The following is a 12,246-nucleotide window of genomic DNA, read 5'->3' on the forward strand; positions in this document are numbered from 1 at the left end:
TGCCCCTTCTTGTCGGTTGATGCGGGCTACAGCTCGATGTCGAGGTCGTCGTCGACCTGCGGCGGCGCGGGCCCGGTGCCGGGCTCGTCGCGTACGAGACGCAGATGCCGCTCGGGCTGCTGTGGGGTCTCGGGCTGGTGTGCGGGTTCGGGCGGCCACTCGGCGCCCTTGGGGCCGTGCACGGTCACCTCGCCCGGGTGGACCTCGGCCTGGACACGGCCCCGGTAGACCAGGGAGCCGCCCTCGAGGAACTGCAGCGAGGGGTGCGTGCGCGGATCGTCGGCGGGCCGTACGGCGTCGCGTTCGGTGAGCGGGGCGGGGTCGACCGTGCGGCCGTCGATGGTCAGTCCCTTCGGGGAGACCTCGACGACGTGGCCGCGCCACTCCCGGATCAGCTTTCCGACGGCTGCGGTCGGCTTCACCGCTGCTGCTCTTCGCGCTCGGCGGCGGTCAGCTCGACGGGCGCCTCGTGCCCGGCGGCCTTGAGCAGCGCGGCGACGTTCAGCTCGTCGCCCGGCGCCACGGCCCGGGTCTCGCGTGCCTCGCTCGCGGCGACCAGGGCCTCCACGGTCCGGCTGATCGCCTCGACCCGGGCCACCTCGGTGCGGTGCTCCCACTGCTTCTCGGCGACGCGGGTCTGGCCCTCGATCAGGGCGACGGTCACCTTGGTGCGGCCGTCGGTCTCCGCCATGACCCGCTCGTGGCGCTGCTCGCGCTCCAGGCGGCGGTCGCCGCGCCACAGCGGGGCGCACACCGCGTAGACGGCGGCGGTGCCCAGCAGCCACATCAGGGCGCGCAGTGCGGAGTCCGGCGTCCAGGCGGTGATGCCGAGCAGGGCGAGAGTCCCGCCGGCCGCGAACGCGAACCGGGTGATGTCGCTGTCGCCGTGTTCCTTGGCGGCGGACACGGTCCCGGCGGCGCCCGCGAGGACGGTGAGCAGTCCGCCGATCCACAGCGGCTGGGTGGATCCGTCCGGGAGCTGGTTGTGCCACGCCCACGCCAGCGCGGTCGCCGCGGTGGTGGCCAGACCGGGGGCGACCCGGCCGAAGTGCTCCCACAGCACGCGGGCCGCGGACTTCGTCGGGGGCAGCGGCTCGACGCCCTGAACGTACGGGGCAGTGATCTGGTGTTCGCGGCTGAGCAGGTACTCGGTCGGGTCGAAGGGCACGGGCTCGTTCACAGGTCGATCTCCATCTCGTGCTGGGGGGCGGGGTGTTGGTGCGATTCGGCGGGAGCCGCTGGGGCGGGCTCCTTGTCGCCGGCGAGTTCGGGTTCGCGCTCGGCGTGCTGGATGCGCTGGTGGTCGGCAAGGCACGGCTCAAGGGCCTGGCCCGCGTGGTCGACCAGGGCGCCCGGGGCGAGGGACGGGTGCCGGGCGTAGTTGCGGATGTCGTGTCCGGCCGCGTCGACGCGGTCGAGGGCGGCGGTGTTCAGGACCTGCTCGCCGGTGAAGGCGGCGTGCCCGGGGTTGCCGCTGTGCTGCAGCTCGGCGAGGACCTGGTCGCTGGGCTGGGCGCCGGGGTGGCGCTGTGCCTCCCATGCGACGGTCAGCGGGTCGATCGGCGCGTGCCGCTCGTCGAGCGTGCGCATCGCCCGGTAGACGGCCTGGAGTTCGGGGTGGCTGAAGTCCTTGTCCTGCAGCCACGGGACCTCGGCCAGCTGGCGGGGCTCGGCGAGCAGGGAGGCGACGGTCTCCGCCTCGGCCTGCAGATCGACCCGGGCCCGCTCGGTGCGGGGCACCGGGGTGACGGGCTGCTCCGGCTGGGTGTCGAGCAGGTTGCGCACCACCTCGGGCGCGGCCTTCCAGGCGGCGTCCAGCTGGGCGAGGCGCCGCCCGGTGCCGTCTGCCTGTTCCAGCGCCTTGAGCGCCTGGTCGACCTCGGTCTGCCGGGCGGTGTCGCGCAGCCTCTCGCCGGCGTGCTCGACCGCCCGGTGGATGGCCGACTCCAGCACCATCCCGCCGTACAGCGGGGCGCGGCGCGGGTCGGGGCAGACGCCCGGGTTGGCCAGCCCGCTCACCCGGGAGGGGCTGAGCAGGTGCCGGATGCCCTGGTCCTCGATCTTCGCCACGGCTGCGGTGACGGCGGCCGGGACGTCGTTCGGGGCGACCTTGGTGAAGTCGATGCTGTGGAGGGCTCCCCACAGGGCGGCGTGGTCCGGGCGGCTGAAGGTGCCCGGCGGTATCCAGCGCATCGAGGCCAGCGCCTGGGGACGGAACAGCATCGCCCCCAGCAGCGCCTCCTCCGCCTTGTGGGTGAGCTTCTTCACCGGGCCACCCCCGGCTCGTACGGAGTGAGCGGGGCGGCCTTCGGCAGGTACAGCGGGTGGCGCGGGTGCCCGGCCTTGGTGGTGCCCAGGGCCCACAGCCGGGCGCCGTGTCCGGTGAGCGCCTCCTCGACGGCGGCGGCCCGACGGATCGCGCCCCACGTTCCCCACCCGAGGGTGATGTCGCGGGCGGCCTCGGCGAGCAGCCGCAGCATGTCGTCGTTGTGCTTGCCGACGGTGTCCGGCATCCCGGTCAGCGCGTACGGGTTGGTGCTCCGCACGGCGAACAGGTTGGCCAGCACCAGCCCGCCGTGACCCTCCCGGCGGGCGAAGCCGATCAGGCGGCGGACCGTGGGGTCGTCCTGGTCGGCGGTGGCTGTCGACGGGTTGAGCAGCACGAAAACGGTGTGCGTGCCGCCGGGCTCCCAGGTCCGGGTCAGCGCGTAGCGGTGGGTGTACCCGGGGCCGAACACAGCGGTGCCGGCGGCGTGCTGCTGGTGGGTCAGCCCGCGGGCTGCGGCCCACTCCTGGATCTGCTCGGGCAGCGTCACGACGTCACCTCCGCCGCGTTGGCCCGCTCGGCGAGCACGCGCGCGTGGCACGGCGCGTTCTTGGCACACCAGCAGCCCAGCCGCTTGCCTCGCAGCCGGGGCAGTTCACGGGCGAGCAGCTTCGGGTGCGCGTCCAGCCATGCCTCGTACTTGGCGACGACCTCGGCGGCCGTGCCGTCCTTGCCGACCTTGAAGGGGTTGGCGAGGGGGTGGCCGTGCAACTGCCATCCGCCCTGGTACATCGGGCGGCCGACGTAGACGACGCCCCGGATCTCGGGGTCGTCACGGCGGCCCTTGAGGCACACCACGGTGGTGCGCAGGACCAGGTGCGGGTCGTCGGCCAGCCAGACGGGGAACCACTCCTGGCGCTGGCCGCGCCGCCGGGAGCCGCACAGCTGGGTGAGGCGCTTGCCGGTGCGCTGGCACCCGTCGGCCATGTGGTCGACGCGCAGCGGGCCGATGCCGAGCAGGGTGTCGTTGGCGTCGGTCCACCGGTCGACGACGTACTCCGAGACCCACTCCGCCTCGGCCGCGCTCATCGTCCGCGGCGTGACCGGGGCGAGGGTCACGGCAGGGGTCGCCGGGGCGGCAGGCTGCGTCTCCTGCGCAGTGGGGTCGGCGAACAGGTCGAGCTGCTCGCCGCCGACCATCTGGGGGTTGAAGCGCTTGGTCATACCGGCAGCACCGCCTTGGTCCGCTGCGCCACGAACGTCGCCACGGTGACGGCGACGGCGTTGCCGACCTGGAGCCCGATGTCGGACTCGCTTCCGGCGAAGGGGTGGTGAGCGGGGAAGCCCTGAGCGCGGGCCTTCTCCGGGTTCTTCAGCGGCCGGTACTCGCAGCCGTCCACGGTCATGTCGGCGGTCGGGCGGACGAGATAGTGGTGCTCGCCGCCCTGTGCCGTCACGGTGCCGATCGGCGCGTCGAGCGAAGTGGCCCCGCCGTGGTTCCGCAGGGTGATGACGAACGGCTTGCCGCCGAACTCCTCGATGCCCTCCTGGACCCGGGCGCGGGTGGCGTCCTCGTACGGCACCCCGGGCCGGTCCCGGCGACCGTCGCCGAACCGGTGGCCGCGCACCTCCGGGTCGATGACCTCGCCGATTCCCCGGGTGATCGGCTCCACGCGGGCGTGGCAGCGCTCGGTCGGGCAGACGTAGTAGTACGACTGCCGCGCCGTCGAGTCCGCCTTCAACCGGGGGTTGTAGGAGCCGACCCGCCGGCCGCTGGGCTTGCCCGGCCAGTGCTGGATGCCCTCGACCGGGCCGCAGTTGGGGCAGATGGAAGCCGGGCGGGGCCGCAGGTCGGGCACGCGCCCGATGTCCTTGCGGACCATGGCCCACACCAGCCGGTCGCGGTACTGGGGGAGGGGGCCGAGCAGCCCGTCCGGGGTCTCGACGCTGATGTGAGCGGCGTTCACCGACGCGAGCGTCGGGTAGAAGCCGAGAGCGTCCCAGACGGCCAGCCAGGCGTCGAAGAGCCTGCGGTTGCGGGTCGCGAAGCCGGGGACGTTCTCGCCGCAGTAGGCCAGCACGTCGCGCCCGTGGACCTCGACGTAGCGGACCGGTTCCCATGCGGTCATGCGGGTCTGGGCCCAGTCGGAGCGCTTGCGGTTCTGGTTGTCGCCGAAGTCCAGCTCGTCCTGGACGCGGGCCTTGGAGTTGCCGCCGGCCGGGGTGGACTCCCAGCAGATCGGGGAGCCGACCAGGACCTGGCAGGACGGCAGGGTGCGCATGTCGATCGTCTGAATCGCCGCTTCGCGCACGTAGATGCCGGGAACGTTGGCGCGCGCGGTCGCGACGGAGGCCGGGTGGTGGTTGGCGCCGAACACCGGGGCGTACCCGGCGTTCATGAAGCCGCGGCCGTCGCCCCACCCGCCGCTGAACAGATGACCAGAGGTGTGCACGGCGGCTACGCCTCCTGTCCCAGAAGGCGGGCGGCGGTGTCGTCGTCCAGCTGCAGGCGGACCCGGGCGACCAGTTCGGCCGGCGGGAACCACAGCCCCAGCTGGCCCTCCTGGTGCGGGACCGGGAGGTGCAGCGCGGTGACGTCGTCGAGGACGAAGTGGTTGTAGCCGGGCAGGGACCACGGGGTGCACGCGCCGTCGTCGGCGTGGCAGTCGACGATGCGGGCGACGGCAATGACGGCGCGCTGCTCCAGCTGCAGCCCGCGCACGACGGCGGCCATGGGCGGGTGCTTCCTCGCGGCCTTGTCGATCGAGGCGCCCGCGTGGATCAGGATCGTCCCCCGGTAGGACCAGGGCTGGACACGATTTTCGATCGTCTTGCCCGCGTAGGCGATGCACGCCGCGTGGGGCTGGCGGACGGTCAGCCCGCGGACCTCGCGCGGCTCGGCGGCGGTCATGCCAGCCCCTTGAGGGCACGCCAGATGCCGATGAGCACGATGGCCGTGACGACGGAGGTGATCAGGGCGCCCTTGCCGGTGGCGACGACCACGCGGCTCAGCTGGAGCGGGACCTTGCAGGCGATGCCGATGACGGTGATCACGTAGGCGAGGAACGCGGCTCCGGCGACGTTGCCGATCCCGGCACCGGCCTTCATGGTCAGGACACCGACCAGAACGCCGATGACGGTGGCGACCAGGGCCGTGATGCGCTCGGCGGTGACGTCGTCGGTGAAGGTGAGCTTCATCGGGTCACCGCCACGCTCTGGTCGGGGACGAAGGTCTGGAAGTCGGCGGACTCGACGGCGAGCAGGCAGGCGCGCATGTGGGCGGCGGCGGTCTCGGGGTGCCGGCCGTACTCTGCGGCCCACTCGGCGACCGCGGCGGCGGCGCCGTTCGGGCCGAGTCGGTCGGCGGTCTTGTGGACCAGCTCGCGGGTCCGGGCCGGGTTCTCAGCGAACTCGGACTGCGGGGCCTGGGAGACGAACAGGAACTGAGCGAGCGTCGTGGTGACGCGCGAGGTGGAACGCACAGCAGCCTCCGGTGAAGGAGAGAAGAGACAGGGGGTCCGGCCTGCCCCGGGCGGGAGCGCGTGGCTCATCCGCCCGGGGCGAGGCGCAGGGGAGTGGTCAGCCGTTGCCCTGCTGGGCGGCGCGCTGGGCGGCGGCACGCTGGGCGGCCTCGGCGGCCTCCTGCGCGCGGCGCAGCGCCTCGCTCGCGGCGGGGTCCTGGATGACGGCGGTGGCGATGTTCACGGCGGCCACGGCGGTCAGCCGACGAGCAGCGCGGCGCGGGAGCGCGGGCGGGCGGGCTCGACCGGGGGGTCCTGCCGGCCGTCCCGCTCGTGCGGGGTCGGGCGCATCGGCAGCTGCGGCTTGGTCTCGGCGTGCACCGGGTTGTCGCAGGTGACGACACCATTGCGGGTGACGACGCTCTCGAAGTCGCGGCAGTCGCGGCACTTCGGGCCGATCCGTCCGACCACCGCGAGGCGGGGGCCGACGACGACCGGCAGGGCGCGGATGCCCTCGGGCGACAGGCGCAGGGCGGGGAGGTCGTCGACCTTGACCTCGACGCCGGGAAGGAGGCTGAGAGAATTACGCACGGAGATCCCTCCAACTAGGGGTGTCCCAATCCCGGGAGGCGTTCGCTCGCCTGTCCGGGGGTCGGCCGGCGGCTGCAACCACCGGTCAGAGAGAGGGTCAGGGCCTGCAAGCCCTGGCCCTCTCTCGCTTGCAGAACCAATCTAACCCCCAGACCTTTGAACTTCAATACCCTTGAACTCTCGGAGTTTTGAAGTTAGGTTGATCTCGACACCGAATGAAGGGAGTTACGGATGGGAATCGCCTCGGTCCGTGAGAGGTCTCCGGTACGGCGCACAGTGCCGGTCCCCCGGACCCATAACCTCTTGGGGTCCATGACTCCACGACCCCAAGGGGGACACCAGATGGCGGACAACTCGCCAAAGCGCAAGGCCGTGCAGTCCGAGGAACGGCCCAAGTGGGTGCCGTTGCGCGAGGACCAGCACAGTGAGCTGTCCACCCTCGCCCGGGAACTGATGCTGGCCCGGTCGCGGAAGACGGAGCGGATCACGGAGAACACCGTGATCCGGCTTGCCGTTGACCTGGTGCTTCGGCACCCGGAGCTGCTGGTCGGCGACACGGAGGACGACCTACGCACGAACATGCTCGGTCGGTTCGAGCAGCTGCTGGAGCGGGAGCGGGAGCTGCTGGCCGGCGGAGCGGGAGAGAAACCGGGGGAGGGCCAGTGATCTCAGCAGCAGCCACCGACACGATCGACTGGCGGGGAACCGCGGAACGCATGGTCAATGACGCGCCTGCCTGGACTCTCGCTGCGGCCGGCGGTGCGGTGCTCGTCACGGCACTGATCCTGGGGTTCCTGAGCTGGAACCGCGCCTCCAAGCGGCGGGCGAAGCGGGAAGAGCGCCACCAGGAAGCCCTGCTCCTCGCCCGCGAGGAGGGCCAGCCCCTTCCGGCTGAGCGCCCGCAGATGGACTACAAGCCCCTGCTGGGCGGCATCGCGGTCAGCCTTCACGGCCTGTGGGGATTCGCGACGCAGACGGCTGACCTGTCGTTCTTCTTCGCAATCGGCTTTGTGTCGATGTTCGACATCCTGCAGCTGCGGCTGTTCTCACAGATGTTCAAGACGGCCGACCCCCGTAAGGGCTGGACTCGCTCGATGCGGGTCCTGCGAGCCACGACCTGGGGCTTCGTCTCCCTGTCGGCCGTGGCGAACTTCCAGCACGCGCCGAACATCTGGTCGGCGCCCTGGCTGGCCGCAATGCCGATCGGTGCCGCGTGGGTCATCCAGATCCCACTCAAGGACGCCCTCGACAGCCCAGACCTGGAGGAGGAGAAGCGACCGGAGGGCACCAAGCCGGGCCCGTTCCGGCTCATCGCCCTGCTGTGGCGCCGTATCTGGGCCTGGTTCTTCCGCTGGTTCGGCCTGGACGTCAACGACCGTGCGGACGAGATGGTCCGCCGTGCTCTCGCACGGGACGCGGCCGACGCCTCGTACGCGCTGCGCAACATCCTGCTGGAGAAGCGGGAGTTGGAAGACCTGGTGGAGCGTGCCACGACCCCGGGGGACGACGGGAAGCCCCCGGTGACCCGGAGCGAACTGCAGCAGGCTCAGAAGCGGCTGACGGCGATCAACAAGGACCTGGAGAAGAAGGTCCGTCCCCGGGCACAGCAGGCACTGGAACTGGCGGAGACGCAGGATCCTGAGCAGGGCCTGCAGCTCATGCAGCGCATGGCCTGGCTGACCCGGGCTGACGACGTGGCGCTGCTGGACTACGGCCCCGACAGCACCGCCATGGAGCTGCTGGAAGAGCTGAACATCGCGGCAAACGCCGACTTCATCAAGTCCCGCAAGCGGGCGGCGGAGGCAGACCAGAAGGCTTCGGAGGCGGAAGAGATCCGGCTCAACGCACAGAAGGCCGTGCGCGAAGCCAAGGAGAAGCTCGCGGCCGTGGAAGAGGAGCTGGAGCGGACCCGCAAGGAGATGGAAGAGGCCCAGCAGAAGCTGACGGCCGACCGGGAGGCGGAGGAGAAGCGACTCAAGGCGCTCCGGGAGGAGCGGACGCTGCTGGAGTCCAGCGACGCCACGTCAGCCCAGCTCTACCAGAAGGCCGCTGAGGAACTGGACACGCTCAAGAGCCAGATGGCCGGGCTGCAGGAAGAGCGGGGCAAGCTCAGCGACGCCTACAGCCAGCTGCAGAGGACGGCGCAGCAAGCCAGCGAGAAGGCGCTGCGCCTGGAGGGGGAGCAGGGGGAGCTGAAGGTCCGCCTGGAGACTCTGCAGGATGAGCGGACGCGTTTCGAGACGGCGGCCACCAACGCGCAGAAGGAGGCGCAGGAGGCTCGGGCCGAAGCGGAGACGGCCAAGCGGGAACTGGTCGGGCTGCAGGCCACCCTGACCGCGCTGGAGGCACAGCGGCCGGTGTCGGCGCGGGCCCAGCAGTCCGGCCGGGTCGACGCCCGGATCAGCTCGGCGGGCGCAGACACCCGCCAGCGCGTCCGCGACCTGCTCGCCGCGATGAGCCCCGAGGAACGGGCCCAGTCTCAGCGCAAGCTCGCCGAGCAGCTGATGGACCCGCTCGGCCTCAGCCTGGACGGGGTCCGCAACCACCTGCGGGCCATCAAGCAGGAAGACGAAGAGGCGGCGGGGGTGCCCAATCCCCGCACGGAGCAGGACGACCCGGCGGAAGAGGACTCCGAGGACGGCGAGAAGTGAGCCCGGCCGTCAGCGGAATCTATCCACAGGCCCGACTCCGCAAGATGTGCGGACCGGCGACCACGGCCGGCGGGGAGGGCACCGGACGGCGCTCGCTCGACGGACACGCGCATCCGAACGTGTCCGGTCTGGCGGGCAATCTGCCCAGGTCATCCCGCCCGGCGGGAAGCTGCGCTACCGGGCGCAGTAGGTCCGTAACGATCGGCGATAACCATGCCGCACTTGTCAGTGCTGCGACGTATACAGACAGGAGTGGCCCCGGTGGTGCGTGAAGAGCTTGGCGGCTACAGCACCACCGGGGACCCGAAGGAAAGGACCTTCGTGAACGACAACAGTAAGGCCAGCATCCACCCCGACGACTCCACCTCGACCGAACACGAGCAGGCCCTTCAGGGCCCGCTGTTCAGCGAGACCCGCGCCTGGCGCGGATCGGGCGTGAAGGTCACCGCGCTCGCGGTGCCCACCACGTTCATCGCGGCCGGGGAGGTCACCCCGGCTGACAGCTCCTCCAGCTCGGGAGACATCCTCAGCCAGCTCCTCGGCCTCGTGACCGACGGCGTCGGCTCGATCTTCGCCGCGCAGCCGCTCCTGGCAACCGGCCTGACCGCCGGTCTGGCCGGCGCGGGCTACATGTACGTGAAGACGAACATGGACTTCGGCCGCGAGACCGACGGCTTCGCGGACAGGAAGCGGCTCAACAAGCAGATGTCACGCCGCGCGCTGATCGCGAAGAAGAAGCGCAAGGTCCTGCGGCCCAGCCTCGCCGACGTGCCCGCGCGGAAGGTGCCGACCAACGCGGTCGGCTTCTACATCGGCAAGTGCCGCAAGACCGGCATGCACCTGTACGCCTCGATCGAGGAGTCCTCCCTGATGCTCGCCCCGATGGGCGCGGGCAAAACGGCCAAGCTCGGCAACTGGCTGCTGGACGCCCCGGGCGCGGTCCTGGCGACCAGCACGAAGTACGACATCGTCGAGCTGACCGAAGCAATCCGGGCCCGGGTCGGCAACATCCTGATCTGGAACCCGGAGGGCCTGGCCGACCGTGACTCGAACATCTCGTGGGACCCGGTCATCGGCTGCTCCGACCCGAAGCTCGGCATCGAGCGGTGCAAGCGCCGGGCCAAGTCCCTGCTGGAAGGCAGCGACTTCACCAAGGGCATGGAGAACCGTAACTTCTGGACGTCCAGCTCCTACCGGGTGCTCAAGGCGTTCCTCTGGGCGGCCGACGCCGAAGGGCTGACCCTGATCGACGTGGCCCGGTGGTCGAAGCAGCCTCACCGCTACGAAGCGATCGAGATCTTCAAGAAGCACTCGGACACCGCGCCCGGCGGCTGGCAGGACGACCTGGAGCAGCAGCAGAAGGTCGACGGCAAGGCCACGACCCTCGAGAACGTCTTCGGCACGCTGAGCCAGACGTTCATGTTCCTGGACTCGCCGGACATCCAGCAGGTGATCCGCTCGGCGCACCGCCCGAACGCGCAGTTCGACACCGAGGCGTACCTGCGCTCGCGGGACACGCTCTACATGCTCGGCAACGACTCCGACGTCGGCGGCATGGGTCCGCTGTTCACCTGCCTGACCAGCGAGGTGTACGCGGGGGCGCGGGCGATGGCGTCCCGGATGCGCGGCGGCCGTCTGGACCCGCCGATGACGTTCGTCCTGGACGAAGCGGCCCTCATCTGCAGCGTGCCGCTGCAGCGTTGGACCGCTGACAGCCGGGGCATCGGCATCACGATCCACGCGGTCTTCCAGTCCCCGGCGCAGATCTACGAGCGGTACGGGAAGTTCGCCTACCAGACCATCTGGGAGAACTGCGTCAAGCTGATCCTCGGCGGCCTGAGCAACGTCGAGCACCTGGAGGACCTCTCGAAGCTGGCCGGCAAGAAGCGGGTCAAGCAGGAGAGCCAGTCGGAGTCCAACTCGGGGGCGGGCCTGAACGCCACCTCGAACCGCTCCACGTCCTACACCTGGGTGGAGAAGCCGACCCTGGAGATCTCCGACATCATGTACCTCGACCCGGGCGAGATCTTGATGTTCCGCAAGTACCTCGGCGGTCCGGTCATCGCGACCTACACCCCGGTGTGGGAGCGCAAGGACGTCAAGAACGTCGTACGGGACAACAAGCGGGCGGCCAAGGCCGAACTCAAGGCGCGCAAGCGCAAGCTCGCCACGGTGCCGGCGGCCCCGGAAGCCAGCCCGTGGGACGCCGTTCCGGCCCCGGACGTGTGGGGACCGCAGTCCGATGAGCCCTGGGCGCCGCCCGCTCCGGCGGCTGAGGCCAGCCCGTGGACGTCGGACCCGGCGGCCAGCGGCTGGAGCAGCGGCGGCTTCCCCGGCCCGCGTGAGCACCTGCGGGTCGTGTCCGGCGAGGTCGTCGAGCCGATGCCGTCTCAGCCGCTGCCGGAGAAGCCCTCGTTCGAGCCGACCGCGCACCTGCTGCCGCAGCAGCCCGCGCCCGTCGAGGAGCCTGCGGTGAAGGCGCAGCCCGAGCAGCTGCGTGACACCGGTACGGCCGGACCGAGCAAGCCGACCGGCCCGGCCCGGCCGACCCGGCGGCGCAACGCTGACGAGATGGGGGACTTCTGATGAAGCTGGAGCCGTCGGAGATGCTCCTCGCCCTGGCCCGCGACCTCTCGGAGACCAGGACCACCCTCACTTCCGGTATGGAGAACGTCGTCGAGCGCCTGGAGGCGCTGGAGGGTGCGGAGTACGACGACGCCATCTCGGGGCTGCGGAAGCTGCTCGGTGACCTCTCCGAAGCGGTCCAGAAGCTGCAGGAGAAGGAGGAGGAGCCGGAGCCGGAGGGGCCGGGGACGGCGCCGAACTGGACCAACCTCGACAAGGAGCAGTGCCAGGAACTGTGGGACTGGCTGCTGACCTGGTGCGGGAAGATCCTTCTGCCGGTCTACGCCCGGGAGGTGTGGCGGCCGTGCTGGTTCCGCCACCAGCAGCTGCGGATCCAGCTGACGTGGCTGTGCGCCTACTGGCACTGGTCGTATGAGAAGACGGCTCCGCCGACCCGCGCGGCCGAGTGGCACATGCGGTGGTGGCCGGCCATCGAGAAGTTCATGAAGGACGAACTCAAGGAGTGCGGATACGTCAGCGAGAGCCTGCGCGATCCGGTTCACGAGATCCCGCAGGACGGGGACGACGCGCTCGCCTACGACGACTTCGCCGACCACGGGCTGATGGACTGGGTGGCCAAGGACGTCGCCCGGCGCCCGGACCCGCCGGAGAAGTAGTGAGGCCAGCAAGACCAGCGGCTGACTGACCGGGC

Annotated in this window: 15 protein-coding genes; 4 read left to right on the top strand and 11 right to left on the bottom strand. The window is 70.9% G+C overall.

Translation table 11 applies throughout. From position 1 onward, the window contains the following. Positions 1-26: 26 nt before the first annotated feature. The 11 genes from ACIO3P_RS37810 to ACIO3P_RS37860 all read right to left on the bottom strand — a co-directional run bounded on the left by ACIO3P_RS37810 (position 27) and on the right by ACIO3P_RS37860 (position 6,318). Positions 27-422, bottom strand: a complete 396-nt coding sequence (locus tag ACIO3P_RS37810) for a hypothetical protein (RefSeq protein WP_401855787.1) — start codon at positions 420-422, stop codon at positions 27-29. After that, a complete protein-coding gene (locus ACIO3P_RS37815; RefSeq protein WP_401855785.1) occupies positions 419-1,180 on the bottom strand; it encodes a hypothetical protein in 762 nt (253 codons plus the stop codon). The genes ACIO3P_RS37810 and ACIO3P_RS37815 overlap by 4 nt, the downstream gene beginning before the upstream one ends. Continuing rightward, a complete protein-coding gene (locus ACIO3P_RS37820; RefSeq protein ID WP_401855783.1) occupies positions 1,177-2,268 on the bottom strand; it encodes a DnaB-like helicase N-terminal domain-containing protein in 1,092 nt (363 codons plus the stop codon). Before ACIO3P_RS37820 ends, ACIO3P_RS37815 begins: the two co-directional genes overlap by 4 nt. Beyond that, positions 2,265-2,816, bottom strand: a complete 552-nt coding sequence (locus ACIO3P_RS37825) for a DUF1643 domain-containing protein (RefSeq protein WP_401855781.1) — start codon at positions 2,814-2,816, stop codon at positions 2,265-2,267. The genes ACIO3P_RS37820 and ACIO3P_RS37825 overlap by 4 nt, the downstream gene beginning before the upstream one ends. Then, positions 2,813-3,490 (bottom strand): DUF4326 domain-containing protein, encoded by a 678-nt coding sequence (locus ACIO3P_RS37830; protein ID WP_401855778.1) that lies wholly within the window; start codon positions 3,488-3,490, stop codon positions 2,813-2,815. The genes ACIO3P_RS37825 and ACIO3P_RS37830 overlap by 4 nt, the downstream gene beginning before the upstream one ends. After that, complete coding sequence (locus ACIO3P_RS37835) at positions 3,487-4,719, bottom strand: DNA cytosine methyltransferase (protein ID WP_401855775.1); 1,233 nt, start codon at positions 4,717-4,719, stop codon at positions 3,487-3,489. The genes ACIO3P_RS37830 and ACIO3P_RS37835 overlap by 4 nt, the downstream gene beginning before the upstream one ends. Positions 4,720-4,724: 5 nt before the next feature. Further along, positions 4,725-5,177 (bottom strand): hypothetical protein, encoded by a 453-nt coding sequence (locus ACIO3P_RS37840; protein ID WP_401855774.1) that lies wholly within the window; start codon positions 5,175-5,177, stop codon positions 4,725-4,727. Continuing rightward, positions 5,174-5,464, bottom strand: coding sequence for a hypothetical protein (locus tag ACIO3P_RS37845; RefSeq protein ID WP_401855772.1), 291 nt, complete (start codon positions 5,462-5,464; stop codon positions 5,174-5,176). Before ACIO3P_RS37845 ends, ACIO3P_RS37840 begins: the two co-directional genes overlap by 4 nt. Continuing rightward, entirely contained in the window at positions 5,461-5,748 is a 288-nt protein-coding gene (locus ACIO3P_RS37850) for a hypothetical protein (RefSeq protein ID WP_401855770.1), read from the bottom strand. Before ACIO3P_RS37850 ends, ACIO3P_RS37845 begins: the two co-directional genes overlap by 4 nt. A 97-nt stretch (positions 5,749-5,845) precedes the next feature. Continuing rightward, positions 5,846-5,980 carry a hypothetical protein gene (locus ACIO3P_RS37855; protein WP_401855769.1) on the bottom strand — a complete coding sequence of 45 codons (135 nt, stop codon included), beginning with the start codon at positions 5,978-5,980 and terminating at the stop codon, positions 5,846-5,848. A 5-nt stretch (positions 5,981-5,985) separates the two neighbouring features. Further along, positions 5,986-6,318: a hypothetical protein gene (locus ACIO3P_RS37860; RefSeq protein WP_401855766.1), complete on the bottom strand. Its 333-nt coding sequence runs from the start codon at positions 6,316-6,318 to the stop codon at positions 5,986-5,988. A gap of 342 nt (positions 6,319-6,660) precedes the next feature. Between ACIO3P_RS37860 and ACIO3P_RS37865 the strand changes: the two genes are divergently transcribed. The 4 genes from ACIO3P_RS37865 to ACIO3P_RS37880 all read left to right on the top strand — a co-directional run bounded on the left by ACIO3P_RS37865 (position 6,661) and on the right by ACIO3P_RS37880 (position 12,211). Then, on the top strand, positions 6,661-6,984 hold the full coding sequence (locus tag ACIO3P_RS37865; protein WP_401855764.1) for a chromosome segregation ATPase: 324 nt from the start codon (positions 6,661-6,663) through the stop codon (positions 6,982-6,984). A gap of 50 nt (positions 6,985-7,034) precedes the next feature. Then, positions 7,035-8,969, top strand: coding sequence for a hypothetical protein (locus ACIO3P_RS37870; protein ID WP_401855761.1), 1,935 nt, complete (start codon positions 7,035-7,037; stop codon positions 8,967-8,969). Positions 8,970-9,290: 321 nt separating this feature from the next. Further along, the gene (locus ACIO3P_RS37875; protein WP_401855758.1) at positions 9,291-11,555 is read left to right on the top strand and encodes a TraM recognition domain-containing protein; all 2,265 of its coding nucleotides are present in this window, start codon (positions 9,291-9,293) and stop codon (positions 11,553-11,555) included. Beyond that, a complete protein-coding gene (locus tag ACIO3P_RS37880) occupies positions 11,555-12,211 on the top strand; it encodes a hypothetical protein (RefSeq protein ID WP_193241320.1) in 657 nt (218 codons plus the stop codon). The genes ACIO3P_RS37875 and ACIO3P_RS37880 overlap by 1 nt, the downstream gene beginning before the upstream one ends. Positions 12,212-12,246 lie beyond the last annotated feature (35 nt).

The organism is Streptomyces sp. NPDC087310 (assembly GCF_044744405.1).
Lineage (GTDB): Bacteria > Actinomycetota > Actinomycetes > Streptomycetales > Streptomycetaceae > Streptomyces.